General features: G+C 33.6%; 26 protein-coding genes. 21 read left to right on the top strand and 5 right to left on the bottom strand.

The features are described 5' to 3' along the window. The first annotated feature begins 8 nt into the window (after positions 1-8). The 7 genes from ACZ1JT_RS05640 to ACZ1JT_RS05610 are packed head-to-tail and all read left to right on the top strand — an operon-like array spanning position 9 to position 7,639. Positions 9-1,007: a hypothetical protein gene (locus tag ACZ1JT_RS05640; RefSeq protein ID WP_465095186.1), complete on the top strand. Its 999-nt coding sequence runs from the start codon at positions 9-11 to the stop codon at positions 1,005-1,007. Beyond that, the gene (locus ACZ1JT_RS05635) at positions 997-2,103 is read left to right on the top strand and encodes a glycosyltransferase family 4 protein (RefSeq protein WP_465095185.1); all 1,107 of its coding nucleotides are present in this window, start codon (positions 997-999) and stop codon (positions 2,101-2,103) included. Before ACZ1JT_RS05640 ends, ACZ1JT_RS05635 begins: the two co-directional genes overlap by 11 nt. A 45-nt stretch (positions 2,104-2,148) precedes the next feature. Continuing rightward, a complete protein-coding gene (locus ACZ1JT_RS05630; RefSeq protein ID WP_465095184.1) occupies positions 2,149-3,243 on the top strand; it encodes a DUF1972 domain-containing protein in 1,095 nt (364 codons plus the stop codon). Then, the gene (locus tag ACZ1JT_RS05625) at positions 3,197-4,519 is read left to right on the top strand and encodes an O-antigen ligase family protein (protein WP_465095183.1); all 1,323 of its coding nucleotides are present in this window, start codon (positions 3,197-3,199) and stop codon (positions 4,517-4,519) included. The genes ACZ1JT_RS05630 and ACZ1JT_RS05625 overlap by 47 nt, the downstream gene beginning before the upstream one ends. 6 nt (positions 4,520-4,525) lie before the next feature. Next, a complete protein-coding gene (locus tag ACZ1JT_RS05620; protein ID WP_465095182.1) occupies positions 4,526-5,509 on the top strand; it encodes a UDP-glucuronic acid decarboxylase family protein in 984 nt (327 codons plus the stop codon). 1 nt (position 5,510) lies between these two features. Then, a complete protein-coding gene (locus tag ACZ1JT_RS05615; protein ID WP_465095181.1) occupies positions 5,511-6,863 on the top strand; it encodes an undecaprenyl-phosphate glucose phosphotransferase in 1,353 nt (450 codons plus the stop codon). Continuing rightward, the gene (locus tag ACZ1JT_RS05610; RefSeq protein ID WP_465095180.1) at positions 6,863-7,639 is read left to right on the top strand and encodes a glycosyltransferase family 2 protein; all 777 of its coding nucleotides are present in this window, start codon (positions 6,863-6,865) and stop codon (positions 7,637-7,639) included. The genes ACZ1JT_RS05615 and ACZ1JT_RS05610 overlap by 1 nt, the downstream gene beginning before the upstream one ends. Here ACZ1JT_RS05610 and ACZ1JT_RS05605 read toward each other — a convergent pair. Then, complete coding sequence (locus tag ACZ1JT_RS05605) at positions 7,612-8,934, bottom strand: phenylacetate--CoA ligase family protein (RefSeq protein ID WP_465095179.1); 1,323 nt, start codon at positions 8,932-8,934, stop codon at positions 7,612-7,614. The genes ACZ1JT_RS05610 and ACZ1JT_RS05605 overlap by 28 nt on opposite strands. A 113-nt stretch (positions 8,935-9,047) precedes the next feature. Between ACZ1JT_RS05605 and purD the strand changes: the two genes are divergently transcribed. Next, positions 9,048-10,319 (top strand): phosphoribosylamine--glycine ligase, encoded by a 1,272-nt coding sequence (gene purD, locus ACZ1JT_RS05600; RefSeq protein WP_465095178.1) that lies wholly within the window; start codon positions 9,048-9,050, stop codon positions 10,317-10,319. 48 nt (positions 10,320-10,367) lie between these two features. On the opposite strand, the gene ACZ1JT_RS05595 is transcribed toward purD, so the two are convergent. Next, positions 10,368-10,598 (bottom strand): DUF6341 family protein, encoded by a 231-nt coding sequence (locus tag ACZ1JT_RS05595; RefSeq protein WP_465095177.1) that lies wholly within the window; start codon positions 10,596-10,598, stop codon positions 10,368-10,370. 117 nt (positions 10,599-10,715) lie between these two features. On the opposite strand from ACZ1JT_RS05595, the gene ACZ1JT_RS05590 reads away from it, so the two are divergent. Next, positions 10,716-11,645 carry a DUF6427 family protein gene (locus ACZ1JT_RS05590; protein WP_465095176.1) on the top strand — a complete coding sequence of 310 codons (930 nt, stop codon included), beginning with the start codon at positions 10,716-10,718 and terminating at the stop codon, positions 11,643-11,645. On the opposite strand, the gene upp is transcribed toward ACZ1JT_RS05590, so the two are convergent. Further along, on the bottom strand, positions 11,640-12,293 hold the full coding sequence (gene upp / locus ACZ1JT_RS05585) for a uracil phosphoribosyltransferase (protein ID WP_465095175.1): 654 nt from the start codon (positions 12,291-12,293) through the stop codon (positions 11,640-11,642). The two genes, ACZ1JT_RS05590 and upp, sit on opposite strands and share 6 nt — an antisense overlap. A 67-nt stretch (positions 12,294-12,360) precedes the next feature. Here upp and ACZ1JT_RS05580 point away from each other — a divergent pair, with 67 nt between their 5' ends. Then, positions 12,361-12,966, top strand: a complete 606-nt coding sequence (locus ACZ1JT_RS05580; protein WP_465095174.1) for a DUF4254 domain-containing protein — start codon at positions 12,361-12,363, stop codon at positions 12,964-12,966. 11 nt (positions 12,967-12,977) lie between these two features. Beyond that, positions 12,978-14,015, top strand: a complete 1,038-nt coding sequence (locus ACZ1JT_RS05575) for a glycosyltransferase family 9 protein (protein WP_465095173.1) — start codon at positions 12,978-12,980, stop codon at positions 14,013-14,015. Between the two features lie 12 nt (positions 14,016-14,027). Here the strand turns inward: ACZ1JT_RS05575 and ACZ1JT_RS05570 are convergent, their stop codons facing one another. Together ACZ1JT_RS05570 and ACZ1JT_RS05565 are read right to left on the bottom strand one after the other, a co-directional pair. Further along, positions 14,028-14,816, bottom strand: coding sequence for a hypothetical protein (locus tag ACZ1JT_RS05570; protein WP_465095172.1), 789 nt, complete (start codon positions 14,814-14,816; stop codon positions 14,028-14,030). A gap of 169 nt (positions 14,817-14,985) precedes the next feature. Further along, positions 14,986-16,038 (bottom strand): 2Fe-2S iron-sulfur cluster-binding protein, encoded by a 1,053-nt coding sequence (locus ACZ1JT_RS05565; RefSeq protein ID WP_465095171.1) that lies wholly within the window; start codon positions 16,036-16,038, stop codon positions 14,986-14,988. A 184-nt stretch (positions 16,039-16,222) separates the two neighbouring features. Between ACZ1JT_RS05565 and porW the strand changes: the two genes are divergently transcribed. The 10 genes from porW to atpG all read left to right on the top strand — a co-directional run bounded on the left by porW (position 16,223) and on the right by atpG (position 25,037). After that, positions 16,223-18,886: a type IX secretion system periplasmic lipoprotein PorW/SprE gene (gene porW / locus ACZ1JT_RS05560; protein ID WP_465095170.1), complete on the top strand. Its 2,664-nt coding sequence runs from the start codon at positions 16,223-16,225 to the stop codon at positions 18,884-18,886. 2 nt (positions 18,887-18,888) lie between these two features. Further along, complete coding sequence (locus ACZ1JT_RS05555) at positions 18,889-19,290, top strand: bactofilin family protein (protein ID WP_465095169.1); 402 nt, start codon at positions 18,889-18,891, stop codon at positions 19,288-19,290. Next, positions 19,262-19,486 (top strand): AtpZ/AtpI family protein, encoded by a 225-nt coding sequence (locus ACZ1JT_RS05550; protein WP_465095168.1) that lies wholly within the window; start codon positions 19,262-19,264, stop codon positions 19,484-19,486. The genes ACZ1JT_RS05555 and ACZ1JT_RS05550 overlap by 29 nt, the downstream gene beginning before the upstream one ends. Beyond that, positions 19,479-19,910, top strand: coding sequence for a hypothetical protein (locus ACZ1JT_RS05545; protein WP_465095167.1), 432 nt, complete (start codon positions 19,479-19,481; stop codon positions 19,908-19,910). The genes ACZ1JT_RS05550 and ACZ1JT_RS05545 overlap by 8 nt, the downstream gene beginning before the upstream one ends. 81 nt (positions 19,911-19,991) lie before the next feature. After that, positions 19,992-21,134: a F0F1 ATP synthase subunit A gene (atpB, locus tag ACZ1JT_RS05540; RefSeq protein WP_465095166.1), complete on the top strand. Its 1,143-nt coding sequence runs from the start codon at positions 19,992-19,994 to the stop codon at positions 21,132-21,134. A 33-nt stretch (positions 21,135-21,167) separates the two neighbouring features. Continuing rightward, complete coding sequence (gene atpE, locus ACZ1JT_RS05535) at positions 21,168-21,359, top strand: ATP synthase F0 subunit C (protein WP_008255642.1); 192 nt, start codon at positions 21,168-21,170, stop codon at positions 21,357-21,359. A gap of 87 nt (positions 21,360-21,446) precedes the next feature. Continuing rightward, positions 21,447-21,947, top strand: coding sequence for a F0F1 ATP synthase subunit B (locus tag ACZ1JT_RS05530; RefSeq protein WP_465095165.1), 501 nt, complete (start codon positions 21,447-21,449; stop codon positions 21,945-21,947). Between the two features lie 6 nt (positions 21,948-21,953). Next, a complete protein-coding gene (gene atpH / locus ACZ1JT_RS05525; protein WP_465095164.1) occupies positions 21,954-22,481 on the top strand; it encodes an ATP synthase F1 subunit delta in 528 nt (175 codons plus the stop codon). Between the two features lie 38 nt (positions 22,482-22,519). Beyond that, a complete protein-coding gene (gene atpA, locus ACZ1JT_RS05520) occupies positions 22,520-24,094 on the top strand; it encodes a F0F1 ATP synthase subunit alpha (RefSeq protein WP_465095163.1) in 1,575 nt (524 codons plus the stop codon). Positions 24,095-24,179: 85 nt separating this feature from the next. Beyond that, positions 24,180-25,037 carry an ATP synthase F1 subunit gamma gene (gene atpG / locus ACZ1JT_RS05515; protein ID WP_465095162.1) on the top strand — a complete coding sequence of 286 codons (858 nt, stop codon included), beginning with the start codon at positions 24,180-24,182 and terminating at the stop codon, positions 25,035-25,037. Positions 25,038-25,077 lie beyond the last annotated feature (40 nt).

Genomic DNA, 25,077 nt, shown 5'->3' with positions numbered 1-25,077 from the left:
TAACCTACATGATTAAGCCCATTCTGGGGATGTTGCTAGGTTATCAAATATTAAAACAGAATAAAAAATTCAGTTTAAATGATTTTGTTTATGTTGGTTTGTTTATTGCAGTAATTCACATTGTAATTGTATTTGTAGCCTTTATTAAGTTTAAAACTTTAGATTTAAATTTACTTAGGGCAAGTGGGGGTTATTTTAGTGATTACGAAATTTATGTAATCATAATGTTGTTGTTTAAAAATGAATTAAACATTTCGATTCCTAATTTAAAGTCAAAATATATTATAGGGATTATAATATTGTCAAGTATCCTCTATGCCGCCAGAACAAATATGATTCAATTTGTAATTTTGTTTTTAGCGATGAAGGGATATTTTAAACTTACTAAAAAATCGGTTACAATAATGTTTACAATTTTTAGTTTGGTTACAATTTCTTATTTTTCCATAGTCTATTATAACCCTAAGAGACAAGGAGAAGGATTAGATGCTTTTTTATATAAGGTTAAAATAGCTCCAGAAGAGGCATTTAAGACAAAGATAAATAAAGATGATTGGAAAGATTTTAATGACAACTACCGATCTTTTGAAAATATAATTACTGTTAAACAAGTTTCAAGTGATGGGGTATCCTCTATACTTTTTGGAAAAGGACTAGGGTCAAACATAAACTTAGGCAGAAAAGTACTAACAAATGACGGGTCGGAAGTTCAATATATACCTATATTACATAATGGATTTATGACCGTCTTTTTAAAGTCTGGTTTATTAGGTGTTTTTTTTCTGTTTTTATTTATTTATTTATTGTTTAATCAAAAAAAATCAGAAAACAATACCATACAAAACATCAATTACCTTTTAATTGGGACAAGTGTTTTTTTAATAGTGTCAAATTGGGTTTTTATGGGCTTATATTTAAAGTTAGATAATAAATCAATAATCATTGGTTTTTTAATTGCACTAAAAGAAATAATTGCTAATCAATCTAAAGAACTAGTTGAAAAATAATACTTCAAAAAACATAAAGCTATTAGTAGATTGTCATGTTTTTGATGGTAAGCCTCAGGGGACAACTACTTATCTGAAAGGGCTATATTCCGAATTAATAAAAGATATAAGTATTGACTTTTATTTAGTAGCCTCAGATATAGATAATCTTAAAAAAGTGTTTGGCACACAATCTAATATTCATTATTTAACGCTACATTCAAAAAGTAAAATAATTAGATTACTATATGAATATCCATCTTTGATTAAAAAAAACAGCATAGATTTTGCCCATTTTCAATACATTGTTCCGCCAATTAAATTATGTAAATACTTGGTGACAATTCACGATGTGTTGTTTATAGACTACCCCAAATATTTTCCACTTTCTTATAGAATTAAGAATAAAATACTTTTTCTAATTAGTTCTTGGATAGCCGATATAAACCTTACAGTTTCAAAATACTCACAAGAAAAAATCAAGAAACACTTTATAATAAATAATGTTTATATTACACCTAATGCTGTAGCTGAAAAATATTTTGAATCATTCAATAAAGAGGATGTAGAGAAACAGGTTTTAACTAAGTTTAATTTAGAAAAATATTTTTTGTTTGTAAGTAGAAGAGAACCTCGTAAAAATCATTTAAATTTATTAAAAGTATTTGTTGAGTATAAATATTTTGAAGATTATCAATTGGTTTTTGTTGGAAACTTAGACATTATTGATGATGAATTTGAAGATTTTTATTCAGCGTTAGAAAATAAAGTAAAAGAAAAAATAATTTATATTGAAAAAGTAAATGAGACTGACTTATTATTAATAATAAGAGGAGCAAAAGTTTCAGTTTACCCATCTTTTGCTGAAGGATTTGGAATTCCCCCTTTAGAATCTATTGCTTGTGGCATACCTACAATTTGTTCAAATACAACAGCAATGAAGGATTTCGACTTCATCAAGGAATACTTATTTGATCCAAATTCATTACAAGATATAAATGATAAATTATCGAAGGCAATTGAAACTGAAATAAGTAAAAGTATAATCAAGGAAATGAAGAATAGGTATTCTTGGGAAAAGTCTGCTAAAATAATCCAGAATGTAATAAAAAAGTAAGGATAAATAGTTAAAAGAGATTATTTTTGCTTTTTAACAGATAGAATGAGAATAGGAATTATAGGAACAAGAGGCGTTCCAAATCATTACGGTGGATTTGAACAGTTTGCCGAGTTTTTTTCGGTGTATTTAGCCCAAAAAGGCCATGAGGTTTATGTTTATAATTCCCATAATCATCCCTATCAGGAAAAAGAATTTAAAGGGGTTAAAATTTTACACCAATACGACCCAGAATTTAAAATAGGAACCGCCGGACAATTTATCTATGATTTGAATTGTATTTTAGATTCTCGAAAAAGAAACTTCGACATAATATTACAGTTAGGTTATACCAGTAGTTCGATATGGAGCTTTTTAATGCCTAAAAAAGCATTAATAATAACCAACATGGATGGTTTAGAATGGAAAAGAACTAAATATTCAAAACCAGTTCAGAAGGTTTTAAAATTTGCTGAAAAATTAGCCGTGGATAATAGCGATTTTTTAGTAGCAGATTCTTTAGGAATTCAAAAATATCTTTTAGAAAAATACAAAAAAGCCTCGACATACATTGCTTACGGTGCTCATGTTTTCAGTCAACCCAATGAAAAATTTATTGAAGAATACGGCGTTGAAAAGTATAATTTCAATATGATCTTGGCGCGTTTGGAGCCCGAAAATAATATTGAAACTATTTTGGATGGTGTGGTTAAAAGTCAGGACAACAACACGATGCTTGTAATTGGAAACCACAATACTAAATTCGGGGTTTATTTAAAAGAGAAGTATAACGCCAATCAAAACATAAAATTCATAGGAGCTGTTTATAATCTTGAGCATTTAAACAATCTTAGATATTATTCCAATTTATATTTCCACGGCCATTCTGTTGGCGGGACAAATCCATCTTTGTTAGAAGCCATGGCATCAAAAGCATTTATTATTGCTCACAACAACGATTTTAACAAAGCTATACTAAAAGAAAACGCATATTATTTTGCAAATAGTGATGAAGTAAAAAAATTACTTCTTGAAGTCAAAAAAAGTGATAACTTGCAGCTCATTCAAAACAACTTTGAAGCGATAGCCAAGGAGTTCAATTGGGATAAAATAAATGGAGAATACCTACAATTATTTCAACAAAGCCTTTCTAAAGATTAAAGCATTAAATGAAAAAGGAGTTTTATTAGCATTCCTTTTAACACTTATTCTAGTTACCATTCCTTTGAGATATGCTTACAGTAGTATTGCTACTATTGTTTTTGTTGTTGTTTGTTTTTTTTCTTCTAAAATTAAATTTCACCCAAATAGAAGTTTATTCTTACCGGTTATCCTCTATATAATAATGCTTGCATCACTTTTCTGGACCAGAGATAGTGGGCTTACAACTAGTGGTTTGCAAAAGGAAATTGCTTTTTTATTTATTCCAATAGCCTTTTTATTTGTTTCGGATCTGGAAAAATTAAATAAAGCTTTAATTTTCAGAATGTATAGTTTTAGCATGGTGCTTTATGCATTCTTTTATTTGATAAAAGCAGTTTTTAGATATTTAGAATCGGGCAACATATTAGTTTTTTTCTATCATGAATTGGTTACCGAAGATCTGAATGCAATTTATGTTTCAGTTTTTGTATCATTAGCTATCTTCTATTTTATTTCACTCGATGCGAAAAAAGTGATTGACAAAATTAGTCTTGTTATATTGATAGGATTGGTTTTTTTGCTTTCTTCAAAAAGCATCATTACGATAGATTTTATACTTATCCTTTTTTATTACACTTTTTTTTCGAAAGTTCCTAAAAGTGTCAGGTATACCACTATTGCTATTATTGTATTGTTTTTAGTGGGGTCGTTTACCTATGTAAAAGAAGTAAAAGAGCGATTTCTATTGGAGTACGAAACCGCTTTTGTAGATAACACCTTGAACAAAAATATAGGCGATGATACGGCAAAAGTTTATAATATAAGTTGGAGGCAGGCTTGGAGCAATGATACTTTTCAAGCAAATCAATTTTTTCCTGGAGCCGCTTTACGAATTTATCAATTCAGGATTTTTAAAGAAATGTTATTCGAAAACAACATTTTTTTTACTGGTTTTGGGTTAGAAGCCTCTCAAGATAAAATCCGTGAAAAGACAAAACAGTATGGGCTTTACACGAGCTATGGGGAGTTTAATTTTCACAATCAATATATTCAAACTTTTTCAGAGCTGGGTGTGTTTGGTTTTTTGATTGTTTGTCTAATGTTGTTCATGAATTTTAAAAATGCATGGAAAAACAAAGATTTTTTACATATTGCTTTTTCGGTAACAATGATAATCCTATTTTTGACAGAATCCTTTTTCTGTAGACAGAGAGGCGTTCTTTTCTTTATTGTGCTTTATTGTATTTTTAATTCAGTAAGCAGAATATCAGAAAAGGAAATAGTTAGAAATTAAAGGAATATGAAAAGAATTTTAATTACCGGAGCCGCAGGATTCCTGGGCTCGCATTTGTGCGATCGGTTTATAAAAGAAGGATATCACGTTATCGGAATGGATAATATGATAACCGGAGATTTAAAAAATATTGAGCATTTATTTAAACTAGAACACTTCGAATTTTACCATCACGACATAACAAAATTTGTACATGTCCCGGGTAAACTAGATTATATTCTTCATTTTGCTTCTCCTGCAAGCCCTATTGATTATTTAAAAATTCCCATTCAAACGCTTAAAGTCGGAGCTATGGGAACTCATAACCTTTTAGGATTAGCAAGAGTTAAAAAAGCAAGAATATTGATTGCCTCTACGTCTGAAGTGTATGGAGATCCATTAGTACACCCTCAAACAGAAGATTATTACGGCAACGTTAATACCATTGGACCTCGTGGGGTATATGATGAAGCGAAACGCTACCAGGAAGCTATAACTATGGCGTATCATACGTTCCACGGACTTGAAACTCGTATTGTTCGTATCTTCAATACGTATGGACCAAGAATGCGACTCAACGATGGACGAGTTATTCCTGCTTTCATTGGGCAAGCTTTGCGCGGTGAAGATTTAACTATTTTTGGAGATGGCTCACAAACACGATCATTTTGCTATGTGGATGACCAGGTTGAGGGTATTTTCAGGTTATTGCATTCCGATTACCATCTTCCAGTAAACATTGGTAATCCTGATGAAATTACGATCAAAGACTTCGCCGAAGAAATTATTAAATTAACCGGAACCAATCAGAAAGTAGTATATCATCCTTTGCCGGTAAACGATCCAATGCAACGTCAGCCGGATACAACACGGGCCAAAGAAATTTTAGGCTGGGAAGCTAAAGTGAGCAGAGCTGAAGGAATGAAAATCACATACGAGTATTTTAAATCGTTATCTCCTGAAGAGCTGTCAAAAGAAGAACATAAAGACTTTTCAAAATTTATTTTCTAAAGTGAGAAAGCATACGGGGAGATATTCCGGCTATATTAGGCCTTTTTCTTATTTATTGGACTTGATAATAATCAATGTTCTAGCCTCGGTATTGCTTTCAAATTCGCAGCAAATGGGCTATTTTCACTTGTTTGCTTCTTTTTCATGGGTGGTAATTGCATGGAACGTTGGGTTTTACGAAGTGTATCGATTTACGAAAGCATTCGAAATCATTGGTAAAATCTTCAATCAATATGTGTTATTCACGATCTTAAATTTCGCCTTTTTCGGCTATTTTTTAAAATTCTCAGAGCCTTACCAAATCTTAAAATTTGTATCCGTAGCGGTAGTACTTATCTCGATTACCAAACTATTCGTTTTTTATTTCCTTAAAAAATTCAGAGCTGTATTTGGAGGAAATTTTAGACGGGTTATTATTGTTGGTTCGGGTAAAAATGTAGAAGAATTAGAGGCTTTTTTCAACGACAACCCCGATTACGGCTACAACCTTATTGCTAAATTCGATATGGATGGGATTAGACAAAATCAAGTTGATCGTTGTTTTTCTTTTGTTATCGATAATAAAATTGATGAGATATATTGCTCACTTTCGGGCATGAATAATGAAGAAGTAAATCAATTTATTGACTTCACCGATAACAATTTGAAAGTACTTAAATTTTTACCAGATGAACAAGAAGTGCTTTCTAGAAACATGAAATTTGATTATTACGGATATATACCAGTAGCTTCATTAAGAGACATACCTCTTGATAAAACCGTAAATACTGCTATTAAAAGAACTTTTGATATTGTCTTTTCCTTGATTGTAATTATAGGTATTCTTTCGTGGTTAACCCCGATTTTGGCTTTTTTGATTAAAAGAGAATCTAAAGGACCGGTTTTCTTTAAACAACGACGAAATGGGTTAAACTATCATGAATTCGATTGTTATAAATTCCGTTCGATGCGTCCAAATGCAATTGCGGATTTGGAGCAGGTTTCAAAAAATGATCCAAGAATTACTACTATAGGTCGTTTTATCAGAAAAACAAGTATTGATGAGCTGCCACAGTTTTTCAATGTATTATTAGGGGATATGTCTGTTGTTGGCCCTCGGCCACACATGGTCAGCCATACCGAAATGTATGCCAAACGCGTAGATAAGTTTATGGTTAGGCATTTTGTAAAACCGGGTATTACTGGTTTAGCACAAACGAACGGATACAGAGGGGAAGTGGAAACAGATCAAGACATTATCAATCGTGTTAAATACGATATCTTTTATCTTGAAAATTGGTCATTGTTATTAGATGTTAAAATAATATTCATGACTATTTATAACGCGGTTAAAGGTGAGGAAAAAGCGTACTAATGAATGATTTGGTTTCCATTATTACACCTACATTTAATTCTGCTAAATATATTGCAGAAACCATTGCTTCAGTTCAAGCACAAACGCATTCCAATTGGGAAATGTTAATTGTTGATGATTGTTCTACAGATGAAACCGAACAAATTGTTAATGGACTAGCTGAGCAGGATTCTAAAATTAAATTTTTTAGGCTACCCAAAAATTCTGGTGCTGGAGTAGCTCGTAATACGGCAGTGGCAAATGCAAACGGTGATTACATTGCTTTTCTAGATTCTGACGATTTGTGGAAACCAGAAAAATTAGAAAAGCAGTTGGAGTTTATGAGTAAAAACAATCTCCCTTTAACATTTTCTTTTTACGAACGAATTGATGAAAACGGGAAGCTGCTTTATAAAACGGTTACATCTCCTAAAATAATCACCTATAAAATGTTGTTTTTTTGCAATTGGATTGGGAATTTAACAGGGATTTATTCGGTTCAATATTTCGGGAAAGCCCCTATTTCAACTACAAAAAAAAGACAAGACTGGATTTTATGGCTCACTTTACTTAAGAAATCGAAACAGATAATTGCAATTGAAGAAAGTCTGGCTTATTATCGAATTCGTGAAAACTCAGTTTCTTCAGACAAAATAAAACTTATCAAACACAATTTTAATATTTATAGAAATTTCCATAAAGCAAATGTGGTCATGGCAAGTTTATATTTGTTTGTTTTTTTGTTTCACCATCTCGTTGTTAAATCAACTTATATTAAGACATCTAAATCCGATTGAAACTGTTTTAGTTTTCCGCGCAGGGTTCGTTCCAAAATTTCTTTTCGATGATATGAAAATTGCAAACCAGGTTCTAAATAGGTGTCGATAGCTTTTTGGATTTCCTCTTTTTGATTTGGTGTCAATTCTGAAGAGGCAACATAATCAATTTCGAAAGTATCTAGCTTGGTTTGTCGTACGATGAATTCTTTCACATTACCATCATCTTCAATAATCGATTTAGTCACATAATAAAAAGTAAGACCAGGTGCTTTTTTTCCACTTGGTAATAGTGCAATATCGTTTGTCCGCCCAATGAGTTTTTTTAGGATGGGTTTTTTATCTGTACTCTTTTCGTCTAAAATACCAATGTCGCCTATGTCGTAACGAATAAAGGGATGTGCTTTGTTAAATAAAGATGTAATTACAACTCGACCTTCTTTTCCATGTGGGACAGGAAGGTTGTTTTCATCTAAAATTTCAACAAATAGTGTTTCCGAATTAACTTGCCAATCGCCATTAGTGTTTTGAAAAGCGATTAAGTCTAATTCTGAAGCGCCATATTCGTTTACAATTGGAATTCCGAATTGGGTTTCCAACAGTTTTTTATCTTCGTCAAAAAGCATTTCAGAGGTTACCATACATACTTTTAACGAAGGGCAGATGGTTTTCAAAACTATGTTTTTCGTTTGAAGAAACTTGGCAAACAAAACAATAGAACTGGTATACCCATTAATGTAGTCGAATTTTTTATAACGAAAATGCACTAGAACTTTTTCAAGAAAAGCATCCGATAAATCAAAAATCGGAAAACGATACCGATGGCCTAAAAAATCTTTTAATCGTTCTTTGTGATAGCCAATAAAATCTAGGGGAATGCCATAAAATCGTGCTTGATACGATTTGTTAAAGTCGATTCCGTACCAACCAAAACGATAAATATTTGAAGCCCAGGTTAAGGCATGTGCATCTTTATCTTTGGCAAAAACAAAGGGATCACCACTTGAACCTGAAGTTTTGTTTACAAAAACTGTTTTTTCAGAATAATCATTAGACAATCGCTCTGCTAAGGGTTTTTGTAAATCTTTTTTAGTTAGTATGGGCAATTCATGCCAGTTTTTATATTCCGAAGTGCCAACAAGTTTTTGGTAAAAAGGGTTGTTTGCTAAATGATACTCTACTATTGATTTCCTTTGTTGTTCGATAAAATGAGAATATTCATTTTCCGGAACAGCAAGAATTTTATCAAAAGTAGCTTGTGCTTCTTTTATATTGAAGCCGTTTACGCTGAGTGAAAAATCAAATAGTCGAAACACCTAAACTGGATTTTTTTCAAAAATAGTAAAACCTTATCCTATAAACTATTTGTCTAAACTTTTTTTTCCGTTCAAAACCGACTATTTTTGCACACGAAAAAACAACACAACACATGACAATTTTACTATTGGGTTCAGGCGGAAGAGAACACGCACTTGCCTGGAAAATGCTTCAAAGTTCTCATTGCTCAAAACTATTAGTGGCTCCCGGAAATGCTGGAACTGCCGAGATTGCTACCAACATTAACATCAACCCTAACGATTTTGCCACAGTTAAAAACATTGTGCTGACAGAAAAGGTTGATATGGTAGTGGTGGGTCCGGAAGATCCTTTGGTCAATGGAGTTTACGATTTTTTCAAAAACGACATTGATTTAAAGAACATTCCGGTTATTGGGCCTTCAAAAGAAGGTGCCCAATTAGAAGGAAGCAAAGAGTTTGCAAAAGAATTTTTGGTTCGTCATAATATTCCAACCGCTCGTTATCAGAGTTTTACTAAAGATACTGTTGAAGAAGGCTGTACTTTTTTAACAACGTTAACTGCACCGTATGTTTTAAAAGCTGACGGATTGGCTGCGGGAAAAGGTGTTTTAATTTTAAACGATTTGGCCGAAGCTCAGCAAGAGTTAAGAAATATGTTGGTTGACGCTAAATTTGGAGACGCTTCTTCTAAAGTGGTTATTGAAGAATTTTTAGATGGAATTGAGTTGAGTTGTTTTGTCTTAACCGATGGGAAATCCTATAAAATTTTACCTACCGCTAAAGATTATAAAAGAATTGGTGAGGGCGATACAGGATTAAATACAGGAGGCATGGGGGCGGTTTCTCCGGTTCCATTTGCAAATGATGAATTCATGCAAAAAATTGAAACCCGAATTGTAAAACCAACCATCGACGGATTTCAAAAAGACAAACTGGAATATATAGGTTTTGTATTTATTGGTTTGATAAAAGTGGGTAATGATCCTTTTGTAATTGAGTATAACGTTCGCATGGGTGATCCAGAAACCGAAGTGGTAATGCCACGTTTGAAATCGGATTTAGTTGAAATTTTTCAGGCAATGGCCAACCAAACGTTAGACCAAGTAGAATTTGAAATCGATTCGAGAAGCGCTACAACTATTATGGTGGTTTCCCGGGGCTATCCAGAAGCGTATGAGAAAGGCAAAATTATTACGGGTCTAAATCAAGTAGATGGTTCACTTGCTTTTCACGCCGGCACCACTATTAAAGATGGAGAGGTAGTAACTAATGGCGGACGGGTGATTGCGGTTACTTCTTATGGAGAAAATTTTAAAGAAGCTATTGCAAAATCATACGAAAACATCGAAAAATTACAATTCGAAAATATGTACTACCGAAAAGATATCGGTTTCGATTTGTAGCAAATGATAAAAGAAAATCCCGATTTCACAATCGGGATTTTTTATTTTTTACTTTAAGAAAGAATGTGCGGTTGTATCTTGCTCATCTTGCCCTTTGTCTTTGAACATCTTTAATTCTTTTGTCCAATACCAAGTTGCATACATACAAATACAGATAAAAATCCAATTTACTGTGTTTGCAGTCCACCAGTTTGATAGTTCCATTTCTCTAAACCAATTCATTGGTAAGAAAAGCACATGCTCAAATAAATACTGAATTCCTTCAAAAAAAGCTTTCATAGGTTTCGTTTTAAATTTATCGGGAACAAACAATAAAGAAATAAAAACTTCCGTCTCTTGTTCGTCTCTTTTTATACAAATGTTATCTTTACAGTCACAAAAATATAAAATATCTGCATGATAGCAAGTCTTTTTAATAAAACACGTCCAATTAATTATCTTTTAATAGGTTTATTGTTGGTGGTGTTCTATTTTTTATACCAAACAATCGATCTTTCTTGGACAAAAACCTATTTAGGAATCGTTGAAAAAATTATTTTGCTATTGGTTTTGGTTGGTTCCATGTTTTTGGTCCGATTCATCAACAAACGGAATAATTTGAGCCGAGACAATAGTTATGCAGCATTGTTATTTGTGCTTTTCCTGATTCTTTTCCCAACCGTTTTAGTTAATGTTAATGTAATTCTAGCTAACTTTTTTCTTTTATTGGCTTTACGCCGATTGGTTTCCATGCAGTCTATGATTACACCAAAAGAAAAAATTTTTGATGCATCACTCTGGATTTTCGTAGCCTCATTATTTCACTTTTGGAGTATCTTATTTTTATTGTTAGTTTTTATTTCGATTATTTTTCACGTATCACGTGATTATCGCAATTGGATAATTCCGTTTATCTCCTTTTTTACGGTATTGGTTTTGTTTGCGATGGCTGTTTTGCTAATCGATGATAGTCTGTTGGATTTTGTTCGTAAACAAATTGGTATAAGTTTCGATTTTACCTATTTCGAAAACATTTTCCAAAACATAGCATTGGCTTTTTTCTCATCTGTTGCAGTATTGTTTTTCACAACGCAATTGCTGGCTCTGCAAAACAAACCGTTGAACATGCAATCGTCCTATAAGAAAATACTTTTCACTTTTTTATTAGGAGTTGGGATTTATGTTTTATCCGATGCCAAAAACAATAGTTTTTTAGCATTTACATTTTTCCCATTATCAGTGCTTGGGGCTAATTTTTTGGAAAGCCAAGAAAACAATTGGGTTAAAGAAACAGTGCTTATTACCCTTACAGTAGTTTCGTTTGTGATTTTTTTCGGTCAATTATAGCTTACTTCCGTAGGCTAAATCACCCGCATCACCCAATCCTGGAACAATATAGTTTTTTTCGTTGAGTTTTTCATCCAGTGCCGCTACCCATAAATGACAGTTAGAAGGAAGGTTTTTTTCAAGAAATTCTATTCCTTCAGGTGCTGCTATAACAACAGCAATATGGATTTCTTTCGGTTTTTGTTCTAAATGTAATTTGTGTAATACTGCCACAAGTGATTGTCCCGTTGCGAGCATTGGGTCAATCAATATGAGGTTTTTACCTTCAAATGATGGAGCTGCTTGATATTCTACTAAAATTTCAAAAGCATCATCGTTATTGTAATGGTGACGGTAGGCTGAAACAAATCCATTTTCAGCATCATCAAAGAAATTCATAAATCCCTGATGCAATGCTAAACCGGCACGAAGAATAGAACACAACACCACAGGCTCTGCAATAGTTGTAGTGTTTTTAATACCTAAAGGTGTTTGAACGGAAATGTTTTTATACTCTAACGTTTTACTCAACTCATAGGCCATAATTTCGCCAATTCGTTCGATGTTTTTTCGAAAACGCATGCTGTCTTTCTGAATGGAAACGTCACGAAGTTGTGTTAAAAAATGATTGAGAATACTATTTTGTTCAGAGATATAATGAATGTGCATAAGGAATTGAATTTATTTTCCGACTATAAAAGTATAAAAACTATATTTGTAAATAAAATTAAGAATTATGTTTGCTGAATTCGCGTTTCCTATTTTTGAACAAAGTATCAAAGAATACCATATTATAGATGATGTATACCAACCGGTTAAAAACCCATATGAAAAAGGTTCAATAGAATATTTATTGTATGCAAAAAACTGGGTAGACACTGTACAATGGCATTATGAAGATATTGTTCGTGACCCGAATATTGATCCAGTAGCGGCTTTAGATTTAAAACGTAAAATTGATGCGTCCAATCAAGTTCGTACTGATATGGTTGAATTTATTGATAGTTATTTTCTTCAGAAATATAAAGAAGTTCAGGTAAAACCAAACGCTAAAATCAATACAGAAAGTCCAGCTTGGGCTATAGACCGTTTGTCTATTTTAGCTTTGAAAATTTATCACATGAATGAAGAAGCAACTCGTGCAGAAGCAACTCCAGAACATCGTGCAAAATGTCAGGAGAAATTAAATGTATTGTTAGATCAAAAAAACGATATGTTTACTTCAATTAGCGAATTGTTAACCGACATTGCCAATGGCGATAAGTATATGAAAGTATACAAACAGATGAAAATGTATAATGATGAAGAGCTGAATCCAGTTTTATATCAAAATAAAAAATAGCATCTTTTTAGGTGGCTAAACCAAAACATATTGTAGTTATAAGGCTCTCAGCTATGGGTGATGTTGCAATGACAGTTCCTGTGTTGAGAGCTTTGTATTTACAGTACCCAGATGTAAAAATCACAGTAGTTTCACGTCCCTTTTTTAAGCCTTTTTTTGCAGACATTCACAATGTTGATTTTTTTGCAGTCGATTTAAAAAAACGGCACAAAGGTTTTTTGGGCTTGCTACGCTTGTTTAATGATTTGCGAAAACTAGATGTGGATGCTGTTGCCGATTTGCATAATGTGTTGCGTTCTAAAATAATTCGAACTTTGTTTTTTTGTATAGGAAAACAAGTTTCAGCTACAGATAAAGGTAGAGCAGATAAAAAAGCATTAACGCGCGCAGAAAATAAGGTTTTTAAACCCTTAAAATCAATGTTCCAAAGGCATTGTGATACTTTTTCCAGATTAAATATCTCAATCGATTTAACTAATCCCGTTTTTCCTGCTCCGAAACAGTTGTCTCCTAAAACAATTTCTATAACAGGAGAAAAACACACAAAATGGATAGGTATTGCGCCATTTGCACAGTATGACAGTAAAATTTATCCATTAGATTTACTTGAAAATGTACTTTTGGAAGTGTCTGCAAACTCAAACACCAAGATTTTGCTTTTCGGAGGTGGGGCTGCTGAAATTAGTATCTTAAATTCTCTTTCAGAAAAATATCCAAACGTAATAGTTATTGCTGGCAAACTTCAACTGGATGAAGAACTTGAAGTAATTTCAAATTTAAATCTAATGCTTTCCATGGATTCTGGAAATGCACATATAGCCGCCATGCTCGGTGTTAAAGTAATAACATTATGGGGAGCAACCCACCCGTATGCCGGATTTAAACCTTTTAATCAGCCAGACGATTTTTGTATTACTTCAGATAGGACAAAATACCCTTTATTGCCAACGTCAGTTTATGGTAATAAAAAGCTGGAAGGTTATCAAGATGCGATGCGCACTATTTTGCCTGAAACGATTGCAAATAAAATAAAAAAGGAGCTTGAATAAGCTCCTTTTTATTTATCGCCCAATGAACGTTATATTGACTTCACATAAATTACCTAAAACTGTGGTTTTTCCAACGGCATGCGCATTGGTTTCCCAGATATTATCATCGGCAGCGCCATTGTATGAGGCATTTATAGTGCAGTTTTGGCCGGCTGTAAGATATATATTAACGGTAATGTTCGTTTCGTTGAATAATTCATAATAGTCTGTTGTTGTTGCGCTATTATAAAAACTGGTTGAATGCGAATATTTTCTATAATCAGTTCCGTTGATTGTCATTTTAAAATTCCCTTCTACAAATCCCATTTTCGCCGATTGCGTATCTACAGTACCTGCACCTAAATACCCTGTAAATACAAAAGTATACTCTCCGCTATAAGGAGCAGTAAACGATTTATTATTCAATCCTGGAATGTTTGTGTAGGTAGAAGCAGTTGTTGCTACCGTTAAATCTGTTGTTTGAGTAAATTTTTTCTCAAAATAACGATGAACTTGAGAAATCCAGTTGGTTCCATCCCAATAATAAATACCCGGAATAACACCATAAGTACCAGTGGTAGTAGCGGTATTAAAAACGATGGTGCCAACAACTAAATTGTTGTTGTTTGTTGCAGGGTTAATAACCGGTGCGGCAACATTGGTAGCAGTTAAAGCAATTCGAGGAATAAGTAATCCAGCTGTGCTGTTTGTAATGTCTAGGGCAGCTTTTGGGGTAGTAGTTCCAATTCCAACTTGTCCTTTTGTGGTATGGCTCACGATAAGCAATAAAAGACAAATTGAAACTTTTTGTAAAGTTTTCATAGTTTAGATTACAAATTGATTAAAAATGTGTTTTTTTGGAAATAAGTTGTGCGAATCTAAAAAAACACAACAAAAAGATGACGAATTGTTATTTAATTTCGATTAAAAACAAAAAAAATCGATTAACTACATAAATTAATCGATTTCTTACAAAAAACACATTTTTTACTTATACATCATCGTAATCTACATAAATTTCATTCGATGTTGGATGTGCCTGACAGGTTAAAATTAAACCGTCAGCTATTTCTTTATCAGTTAAAATAGAATTCTTTTTCATTTCAGCCGTTCCTTTTGTAATACGAGCAATACAGCTACTACAAATGCCCCCTTGACAGGAATAAGGCGCGTCTATACCTTGTTTTAAAGCAGCTTCTAAAAGCGTTTGTTTTTGAGCCATTTCAAAATCAAATTCTTCATCGTCTACCATAACAGTAATTTTGGTGTGACCGCCTAGTGTGTTTTCAACTTTTGTTTCGTTTGGTGTTGCGGTAAACAACTCAAATTTGATGTCTTTTTCAGCTACATTTTGTTCCTTCAGCACATTATTAACTGTAGAAATCATTTCTTCAGGGCCGCACAAATAATATTTGGAAAATTCTTTTTCGCCATGTTTGTTTTTAAGTACAAAGTTTACAATCGATTTGTCAATTCTTCCAAAAAGCGAATCGTCTGTTTTGGTTTGGGTAAACGAAAAATGGACAAAAAAACGACCTACATATTTTAGTTGTAAATCATGCAATTGGTTATAGAAAATAGTTTCCTCAGGACTTTTATTGGCATAGGTCAATACCATAGTGCTTTGAGGTTCGTTTTCTAGTACAGAATGAATAATAGACATAATCGGCGTAATTCCACTTCCAGCAGCAAAGGCAGCATAATTTTTCTGATTTCCAGCTTTTGGTTCGAAGGTAAATCGACCTTCAGGAGTTCCTACTTCCATATGGTCGCCCACTTTCATTTTTTCATTAGCATAAGTGGAAACGAAACCATTTTTAACTGCTTTTATAGCAATACGAAGTTCACCATTATTTGGAGCCGAACAAATAGAGTATGCCCTTCGTTGCTCTTGGCCATCCATTATAAATTTTAAATTGATGTACTGTCCGGCTGTAAACATAAAGTCTTTTCTCAAATGTTCCGGAATATCAAAAACCACAGAAATAGCATGTGGTGTTTCGCGAGTAATCTCTTTTATTGTTAAATTATGAAATGCAGACATAGTGTTTAAGTTTAATCAAACAAAAGTAATAAAAGTAATTCCGAGATTTTTAATGAAAAGCAATAAAACTGTTTAATTGTAATTTTTAATATAGATTTTCCTATATATAAAAAAGAAACGTATTTTTACCAGTTAATATACTAAAACAGTACTTTTAAAAGTTAAAAGAAAAAACGTTTTTGCTTTGAAAAATAGTAATCTAAAATATATTTTTTCGATTGGATTTGTTGCAATATTAGTGGCTTGTTCGACCAAAAAAAACACATTCATTAATAGAAATTTTCATGCCGTAACTACAGAATATAATGTACTGTATAACGGACAAGTTGCTTTTGATAAAGGAGTCGAAGATTTAAAAGCTTCCTACAAAGATAATTTTTGGGATATACTTCCTGTCGAGCGCATGCAAGACAAAGAAGAGGCGGTATTACCGGGACAAACGAAAAATGCCAATTTCGACAGAGCCGAAACCAAAGCCATCAAAGCCATTCAAAAGCATGCAATGTATATTGATGGAAGCGAAAAAAATCCGCAAATGGATGAAGCTCATCTTTTATTAGGTAAAGCCCGATATTACGACAATCGCTTTCTTCCAGCTTTAGAAGCCTTCAACTATATTCTATACAAATATTCCAATAGTGATAAAATATACGAAGCAAAAGTATGGCGTGAAAAAACAAACATTCGACTTGAAAACGATGCGCAAGCTATTAAAAATTTAAAGCGTCTACTTAAAGATAAAAAAGTAAAAGGACAGGTTGAAGCAGATGCGAAAGCTATTTTAGCCCAAGCCTACCTTAATACTGGAGTAAAAGATACTGCAATTGCATTACTAAAAGAAGCGCGTGAACTAACCAAACACAACGAAGAAAAAGCGCGATACCATTTCATATTAGGGCAATTGTACGAAACTTTACAGTACAACGACAGTGCTTTTGCTTCATTTCAAGATGTAATCGATATGAAACGTAAAGCCCCTAGACGCTACGTTGTCTGGGCTCATGCGAAACAAGCTCTTCAGTTCGATTACCAAAAAGGAGATACTTTAGCATTTACCGAAAAATTCAAAAAGCTGTTGGAAGATCGTGAAAACAGACCGTACCTGGATGTTATTAATCATCAAATGGGATTGTTTTACGACAAACAAAATATAAAAAAACAAGCTAAAAAATACTATAACAAATCGTTGCGTTCTGTTTCTCAGGATAATTATTTAATGGCTTCTAACTACAGAAACTTAGCTGAAATTTATTTTGATGAAGCGCGTTATGCCACTGCAGGTCAGTATTTTGATAGTACGATGATTCGCCTGAACAATAAATCAAGAGAATATTTCGCTATCAAAAAGAAACGAGAAAACTTATCGGATGTTATTAAATATGAAGGAATTATACAGGTTAATGACAGTATTTTAAAAGTTGTTGCAATGAATGATTCGGATAAAAGAAGTTTTTACCAATCGTTTATTGATAAACTGAAAATTGCCGATGAAAAGAAAGCGGAAGAAGAAGCAAAACGATTAAAAGAACAACAAAATCAACAAGATAACGGTGGCGGAAATATGAAACCGGGAACCGATATTAAACCTGAAATTAGTGGTGGGAAAATGATGCCACCAATAGCCGATGAGCAACCGATAGTTACACCGCCAAGAGGAGCTATGGAACAGGTTAAAAGCAATTTTTATTTCTACAATCCTACCACAGTTGCTTATGGTAAAAGAGAATTTCAGAAGAAATGGGGTAAGCGTCCGTTAAAAGAAAATTGGCGTTGGGCATCAACTCAAAGCAAAGGAGATTCGGATAATCCTGAAGAAAATTCAAACAGCAAAAATGATTCATTGCCTTCTGGTAAAGAAGATATTGTAAAGAGCGACAAACCGGAATACAATGTAGCGTATTATTTAAACCAATTGCCTACCGATGCTAAAGTTCTCGATAGCTTGGCAAGAGAGCGAAACTTTGCTTATTTTCAATTGGGAACAATTTACAAGGAGAAATTCAAAGAGTATGAATTGGCAGCGTCCAGGTTAGAAAAATTGTTGGTGAGCCAACCCGAAGAACGTCTTATATTACCTGCGAAATACAATTTATATAAAATCTACGAAATTATTAACGCCTCAAAAGCAGCAAGAATTAAAGAAGATATCATTTCAAATTATCCGAACAGCCATTATGCAATACTTTTGGCCAATCCGGATTCTGAGATTGCTAAAAATCAAAACAGTCCCGAAGAAACCTTCCGCTTGCTTTATAAAGACTATGAGGATGGAAAATATCATGAAACCTTGGCACAAACCGAAATTATGCTTGAGCGTTTTTCGGCAGATGAAATAGCACCTAAACTTGAAATGTTACGCGCTAATTTGATTGGAAGACTGCAAGGATTGGAAGCTTATAAAAAGGCACTTAATGCAGTTGCTTTCAATTATCCAACGCTGGAGGAAGGAAAATATGCCGATGGTGTTGTTAAAGAAAACCTTCCTAAGTTAGAACAATTAGCTTTTGGTGCTATTCCACCGATTAGTTGGAAAATTGTATATCCAATTCCGTATCCAAACGATAAAGATCCGAAGGTTAAAGCGTTACTTGAAAAACTTCAGAAATATATTAAAGAGCGTGACAGCAAAAAAATTACATTATCTAACGATGTGTATACCATGACTGAAAGCTTTTTAGTAATTCACGGTTTCGATAGCAATGAAGGAGCAGCATCAACATTGTCTGTTTTAAAAGAATTCAAAACCTATAAAATAAACAATCCTGCTTTTGTGATTTCGAATGAAGATTATAAAATTGTTCAAATTAAAAAGAATTTAGAACAATATTTAGCCACTCTAAAACAATAGTTATGTTCGACAAACCCCAAAAATCGTATACCGACATACTAGGAAAAACCAACCGAATTGTAGAAGGCACTACAATTAACGGAAATATACTTTCGCAAGCTGATTTTCGATTGGATGGTGATTTAATTGGCAACCTAACGACCAAAGGCAGGTTAGTTATAGGACCAACGGGTAGTATTGTTGGTGAAGTGCACTGTAAAGCTGCAGATATTGAAGGAAAATTTCAAGGGAAGATTGAAGTAACCGATTTGCTTAACATACGAGGCAAGGCATCCATTAAAGGAGAAACGCTGGTTGGAAAACTTTCGGTAGAACCTGGAGCTGATTTTAGTGCTACATGTACCATGCGTAGTATGGTAAAAAACATAAACGAAGATGAGCAATCCGGAGAAAAAACAGCCTAACAAATGGCTTGCCTTGATTAACATTCCCATACAAATGGGCGCTATTATTTTTGCATTTGCTTATCTAGGGCGTTGGCTGGATGAAAAGTATCCAAATAGTAGTAATGTATATGCAAAGGTTTTGACTTTGGTTGGTGTTTTCTTGGCTTTGTACAATGTAATTCGTCAAGTAAACGAAATGAATAAAAATGAATAAAGAAAAAAGAAACGCACTCGGGTTTCTGTTTGTAATAGCGGTATTCGCATACCTTATTAATATAGGAATACTTTCTCTATCCGAGTTTAAATCCGATTACAGCTTGTATCATTACTCTTTAGAAAAGCTGTATGTAGTCTTCACGGGTTTTTCAGTGCTAATCTTAATGGTGGTTTTAACGGTAAAAGAAAGAAATCTCGATCATGTTGGAATGACTTTTTTACTGATTACGTCTATCAAAATGGGAATTTCGTTTTTTGTAGCACGACCAGTCTTACTTAAAGAGAATCAAAATCAAGTAGAAAAAATTAATTTTTTTGTGATTTTCATTTTATTTTTAGCAATAGAAACAATAATCACTATACGATTATTGAATAAAGAAAATAATTTAGCTAAACAAAATACAAAATTGCCTAAAAAATAATTCCAATACACTTTCAATATTAATAAAATAGTTACCTTTGCACCAAATTTAAGAATTCCTATAATTAAGATATCAATAGATATGGTGATTTCGAAAAAACCACTCCACTTTATAGCAGCAATTTTATTTGCACTATTGCCTCTATTTTCATTTGCTAATACAGTTAATGATTCTATAGTTGAAAGCGCAGAAGTAATTCATGCGGAGAAACCGGCTCATGTTGAAGGACAAAGTGATTTAAAAACTGAAATAAAAGAATTTATAGGGCATCACTTATTGGATTCTTATGATTTCCATATTACATCTTATATGGATGATTCTGGAGTTGAACACCATTATGGGTTTCCATTACCTATAATTTTATGGGATAATGGGTTGCAAGTTTTTTCATCAGCCGCTTTTCATCATGGTGAGCACGCTGCAGAAAGCAATGGTAACTTCTATAGAATTCACCACGGTAAAATCTATAAAGTAGCTAATGCAGAAGCGGAAGTTACTTTAGACGAACACCACCATGCTACAAACGAAAAACCATTAGATTTTTCGATTACGAAAAACGTTTTCATGATGATTTTGGTTGGTTTAATTATGTTCTTATTGTTTAGCCGTTTGGCAAAATCATATGGTAAAAATAACGGAATTGCTACAGGAGCAGGTCGTTTCTTCGAGCCAATCATTTTGTACATTCGTGATGATATTGCCATTCCAAACATTGGTAAAAACTATAAAAAATACATGAGTTATTTATTAACCATCTTCTTCTTTGTTTGGTTTTTAAATATCTTCGGATTAACACCACTAGGGGTGAATGTTACTGGAAATATTGCCGTAACTGCTTGTTTAGCAATACTTACCTATTTAATTACTACATTTACAGCTAATAAAAATTATTGGGGACATATTTTCTGGATGCCTGGTGTTCCAGTACCAATGAAAATTATTTTAGCACCAATCGAGCTATTGGGAACTTTCATTAAGCCATTTTCACTTATGATTCGTTTGTATGCGAATATGGTGGCAGGTCACGTGGTATTAATGAGCATCATTGGGTTGATGTTTATTTTCAAAAACTGGTTGGGTAGTAGTTTATCTTTTATGCTAGCATTTGTGTTGTCATTACTAGAAATTTTAGTAGCAGCACTTCAAGCTTATATTTTCACGATGTTATCCGCGCTATATTTTGGTGCAGCCAATGAAGAACATCATCACGATGATCATCATTAATAAATTGAATGTTTAATTAAATATATATACATTATGCAAATTCCAACTATTGTAGGTGCTGGTTTAATCGTAATCGGAGCTGGTTTAGGTATTGGTAAAATTGGTGGTTCAGCTATGGACGCTATTGCTCGTCAACCAGAAGCTTCAGGAAAAATCCAAACAGCTATGCTTATTGCAGCTGCACTTATTGAAGGTATTGGTTTCGCAGCTTTATTCGCAGCTTAATCAAAAGAATTTAAACAACAGTTGTAACGGTTGGTTGGAACTGTTGTTTTTTAAAAAATTAAGTATTCTAATTCAGAATTTTATATAATGGAAAAGTTATTAGAACAGTTTTCACTAGGTTTATTTGTATGGCAAGCGCTACTTTTTGTAGGGTTAATCCTTTTACTTAAAAAGTTTGCTTGGAAACCTATTCTAGATGCAGTTAATGAAAGAGAAGAAGGTATTAAAGATGCTTTACTTTCTGCCGAAAATGCAAAGAGAGAAATGATGAATCTTAAAGCAGACAACCAACGTTTGTTAGACGAGGCTCGTGCTGAAAGAGACATCATGATTAAAGAAGCTCGTGAAATCAAAGAAAAAATGATCGCCGATGCTAAATCTGAAGCTGAAGTTCAAGGAGCAAAAATGATTGCTCAAGCTAAAGCTACTATTGAGAGCGAAAAAAATGCTGCTATGGCAGAATTAAAAGCTCAGGTATCTGGAATTTCTTTGGAAATCGCAGAAAAGTTGGTTAAAGCAGAACTTTCTAATAAAGAATCTCAAACGGTTTTGGTTGAGAAAATGTTAGACGACGTAAAATTAAATTAATCGTATATGTCAAGAGCAGCGATTAGATACGCAAAAGCAATTTTAGATATTGCCAACTCCAACGGAAAAGCAGCTAATGTAAATAACGATATGAAATCTATCGTTGCTTCTATTGCTGAAAGCCGTGAGTTAAGCGAATTTTTAACAAACCCTACAGTTAAAGGTGACGTTAAAATTTCGGCTTTATCTGAAATATTTGCTTCAGTACAAAATGAAACAAAAGGTTTGTTCCAATTGTTGTTGGCTAACAAAAGATTTGAGATTTTACCATCGGTAGCTTCTCAATATAGTTTGTTATTCGATGAAATGAGCGGAATTGAAGTGGCTAAAGTTACTACCGCATTTCCAATGACTACAGAATTGGAAGCGAAAGTAATGGCTAAAATCAAAGAATTTTCAAATAAAACCATTACTATTGAAAATATAGTTGACGAATCTATTATTGGTGGTTTCATTTTGAGAATCGGTGACAAACAATTCAACGCATCGATAGCAAACCAATTGCAAACATTAAAAAGAGAACTTTTAAATTAGTATTTACCACACTGAAAAGTGTTTAAATTATAAACAGAATGGCAGAGATTAAAGCTGCTGAAATTTCAGCAATATTAAAGAAACAATTATCTGGTTTTGAATCAGGTGCTACATTAGAAGAAGTGGGAACAGTTCTTCAGGTAGGTGACGGTATCGCACGTGTTTACGGTTTGTCTAATGCACAATACGGTGAGTTAGTTCAATTCGAAAACGGGTTGGAAGCTATTGTATTGAACCTTGAAGAGGATAACGTAGGGGTTGTATTATTAGGTCCATCTACAGGTATCAAAGAAGGTTCAACTGTAAAAAGAACACAACGTATCGCTTCTTTAAAAGTTGGTGAACAAATGGTAGGTCGTGTAGTGGACACTTTAGGTTTCCCTATCGATGGTAAAGGACCAATTGGTGGTGATCTTTACGAAATGCCATTAGAAAGAAAAGCTCCGGGAGTTATCTTCCGTCAGCCGGTAAACGAACCATTACAAACAGGTATTAAATCGGTAGATGCAATGATTCCTGTAGGTCGTGGTCAGCGTGAGCTTGTAATTGGTGACCGTCAAACTGGTAAAACAACAGTATGTATCGACACCATCTTAAATCAAAAAGAATTCTACGATGCTGGTAAACCAGTATTTTGTATCTATGTTGCAGTTGGGCAAAAAGCTTCTACTGTAGCTGGTATCGCTAAAACATTAGAAGAAAAAGGAGCAATGGCTTATACCGTAATTGTTGCTGCTAACGCTTCAGATCCTGCTCCAATGCAGGTATATGCTCCAATGGCTGGTGCAGCTATCGGAGAGTATTTCCGTGATACAGGTCGTCCTGCTTTAATTGTTTATGATGATTTATCTAAACAAGCAGTTGCTTACCGTGAGGTTTCATTATTATTAAGAAGACCACCAGGTCGTGAGGCTTACCCAGGAGACGTATTCTACTTACACTCTCGTTTATTAGAAAGAGCTTGTAAAGTAATTGCGGATGACAGTATTGCTAAAAACATGAACGATTTACCAGAATCGTTACGTCCAATTGTAAAAGGTGGTGGTTCGTTAACTGCCTTACCAATCATCGAAACACAAGCGGGTGACGTTTCTGCCTATATCCCAACTAACGTAATTTCGATTACAGACGGACAGATTTTCTTAGAGTCAGACTTGTTCAACTCTGGTGTTCGTCCGGCGATTAACGTAGGTATCTCTGTATCTCGTGTAGGAGGTAATGCGCAAATCAAATCGATGAAAAAAGTATCGGGTACATTAAAATTAGACCAAGCTCAATTCCGTGAATTAGAAGCGTTTGCTAAATTCGGTTCGGATTTGGATGCGGCGACTATGAATGTAATCGAAAAAGGTAAACGTAACGTAGAGATCTTAAAACAATCAGTAAACACTCCGTTTACAGTTGAAGATCAGGTTGCTATTATCTATGCTGGAACTAAAAACTTATTGAGAAATGTTCCAGTTAACAAAGTAAAAGAATTTGAAAAAGATTTCTTAGAGTACCTTAACGCGAAACATAGAGATACGTTAGATGCTTTAAAAGCAGGTAAATTTGATGACAACATCACTGATGTTTTAGAAAAAGCTGCTAAAGAAATCTCTGCAAAATATTAATAATTAAGGGAATAGGTGTTAGTGGTTAGTAATTAGTCTAAATCACTAACTCCTAACTCCTAATTCCTAATTACTAGAATAGAAAATGGCAAACTTAAAGGAAATACGTAATAGAATCAGTTCCGTTTCATCTACGATGCAAATTACATCGGCTATGAAAATGGTTTCTGCTGCAAAGCTGAAAAAAGCGCAAGACGCCATTACAGCTATGCGCCCTTATGCCGAAAAACTTACGGAGTTAATCCAGAACTTAAGCGCATCATTGGAAGGTGATGTAGCGGGTCAGTATACGCAACAAAGAGAAGTGAAAAGAGTATTAGTTGTTGCTATTACTTCAAACAGAGGTCTTTGTGGTGCTTTTAACTCTAACGTGCTGAAACAAATTCGTAATCTTACCGAAACATACGGTCAAGACAATGTTGGTATTTTTGCTATTGGTAAAAAAGCTAACGATGCATTACACAAGGTAAATCACGTTGTGGCAAATCGTAGTGATGTTTTTGATGATCTAACATTTGAAAATGTTTCACATATTGCCGAATCGTTGACTCATTTATTTATTGATGGTGAATACGATAAAATCGAATTGGTGTACAATCAATTTAAAAATGCGGCAACACAAATTGTAGTTACTGAACAATTTTTGCCATTAGCGCCAATGGATAATAAAGCGGTAACAAGTTCAGATTATATATTTGAGCCTTCGAAAGAAGAAATTGTTCTGACTTTAATTCCGAAATCATTAAAAACACAATTGTACAAAGCTATTCGTGATTCATTTGCTGCAGAGCATGGAGCACGTATGACAGCAATGCACAAAGCAACTGATAATGCGACTGAGTTGAGAAACCAATTGAAGTTGACATACAACAAAGCACGTCAGGCTGCTATTACTGGAGAAATCTTAGAAATCGTTGGTGGTGCGGAAGCATTGAATAACTAACATACTTCTAAAGACGATATTAAAAAGCCGAACAATTTGT

Source organism: Flavobacterium sp. IC2-16 (genome assembly GCF_055521455.1).
Note: the sequence above shows the minus strand (reverse complement) of the source record. Positions and strands in the feature narration are given on the sequence as shown.

Bases quoted from the DNA above. Each gene is read 5' to 3' on its own strand.
- upp (WP_465095175.1), bottom strand. From the start codon at position 12,293: ATGCACATTCATTATATCTCTGAACAAAATAGTATTCTCAATCATTTT.
- ACZ1JT_RS05530 (WP_465095165.1), top strand. From the start codon at position 21,447: ATGGAAAAGTTATTAGAACAGTTTTCACTAGGTTTATTTGTATGGCAA.
- ACZ1JT_RS05550 (WP_465095168.1), top strand. From the start codon at position 19,262: ATGAGCAATCCGGAGAAAAAACAGCCTAACAAATGGCTTGCCTTGATT.
- ACZ1JT_RS05565 (WP_465095171.1), bottom strand. From the start codon at position 16,038: ATGTCTGCATTTCATAATTTAACAATAAAAGAGATTACTCGCGAAACA.
- ACZ1JT_RS05570 (WP_465095172.1), bottom strand. From the start codon at position 14,816: ATGAAAACTTTACAAAAAGTTTCAATTTGTCTTTTATTGCTTATCGTG.
- ACZ1JT_RS05630 (WP_465095184.1), top strand. From the start codon at position 2,149: ATGAGAATAGGAATTATAGGAACAAGAGGCGTTCCAAATCATTACGGT.
- ACZ1JT_RS05620 (WP_465095182.1), top strand. From the start codon at position 4,526: ATGAAAAGAATTTTAATTACCGGAGCCGCAGGATTCCTGGGCTCGCAT.
- atpH (WP_465095164.1), top strand. From the start codon at position 21,954: ATGTCAAGAGCAGCGATTAGATACGCAAAAGCAATTTTAGATATTGCC.
- ACZ1JT_RS05580 (WP_465095174.1), top strand. From the start codon at position 12,361: ATGTTTGCTGAATTCGCGTTTCCTATTTTTGAACAAAGTATCAAAGAA.
- ACZ1JT_RS05595 (WP_465095177.1), bottom strand. From the start codon at position 10,598: ATGAAAGCTTTTTTTGAAGGAATTCAGTATTTATTTGAGCATGTGCTT.
- ACZ1JT_RS05610 (WP_465095180.1), top strand. From the start codon at position 6,863: ATGAATGATTTGGTTTCCATTATTACACCTACATTTAATTCTGCTAAA.
- ACZ1JT_RS05640 (WP_465095186.1), top strand. From the start codon at position 9: ATGATTAAGCCCATTCTGGGGATGTTGCTAGGTTATCAAATATTAAAA.
- atpE (WP_008255642.1), top strand. From the start codon at position 21,168: ATGCAAATTCCAACTATTGTAGGTGCTGGTTTAATCGTAATCGGAGCT.
- atpB (WP_465095166.1), top strand. From the start codon at position 19,992: ATGGTGATTTCGAAAAAACCACTCCACTTTATAGCAGCAATTTTATTT.
- ACZ1JT_RS05555 (WP_465095169.1), top strand. From the start codon at position 18,889: ATGTTCGACAAACCCCAAAAATCGTATACCGACATACTAGGAAAAACC.
- ACZ1JT_RS05590 (WP_465095176.1), top strand. From the start codon at position 10,716: ATGATAGCAAGTCTTTTTAATAAAACACGTCCAATTAATTATCTTTTA.
- atpG (WP_465095162.1), top strand. From the start codon at position 24,180: ATGGCAAACTTAAAGGAAATACGTAATAGAATCAGTTCCGTTTCATCT.
- atpA (WP_465095163.1), top strand. From the start codon at position 22,520: ATGGCAGAGATTAAAGCTGCTGAAATTTCAGCAATATTAAAGAAACAA.
- ACZ1JT_RS05625 (WP_465095183.1), top strand. From the start codon at position 3,197: ATGGAGAATACCTACAATTATTTCAACAAAGCCTTTCTAAAGATTAAA.
- ACZ1JT_RS05545 (WP_465095167.1), top strand. From the start codon at position 19,479: ATGAATAAAGAAAAAAGAAACGCACTCGGGTTTCTGTTTGTAATAGCG.
- purD (WP_465095178.1), top strand. From the start codon at position 9,048: ATGACAATTTTACTATTGGGTTCAGGCGGAAGAGAACACGCACTTGCC.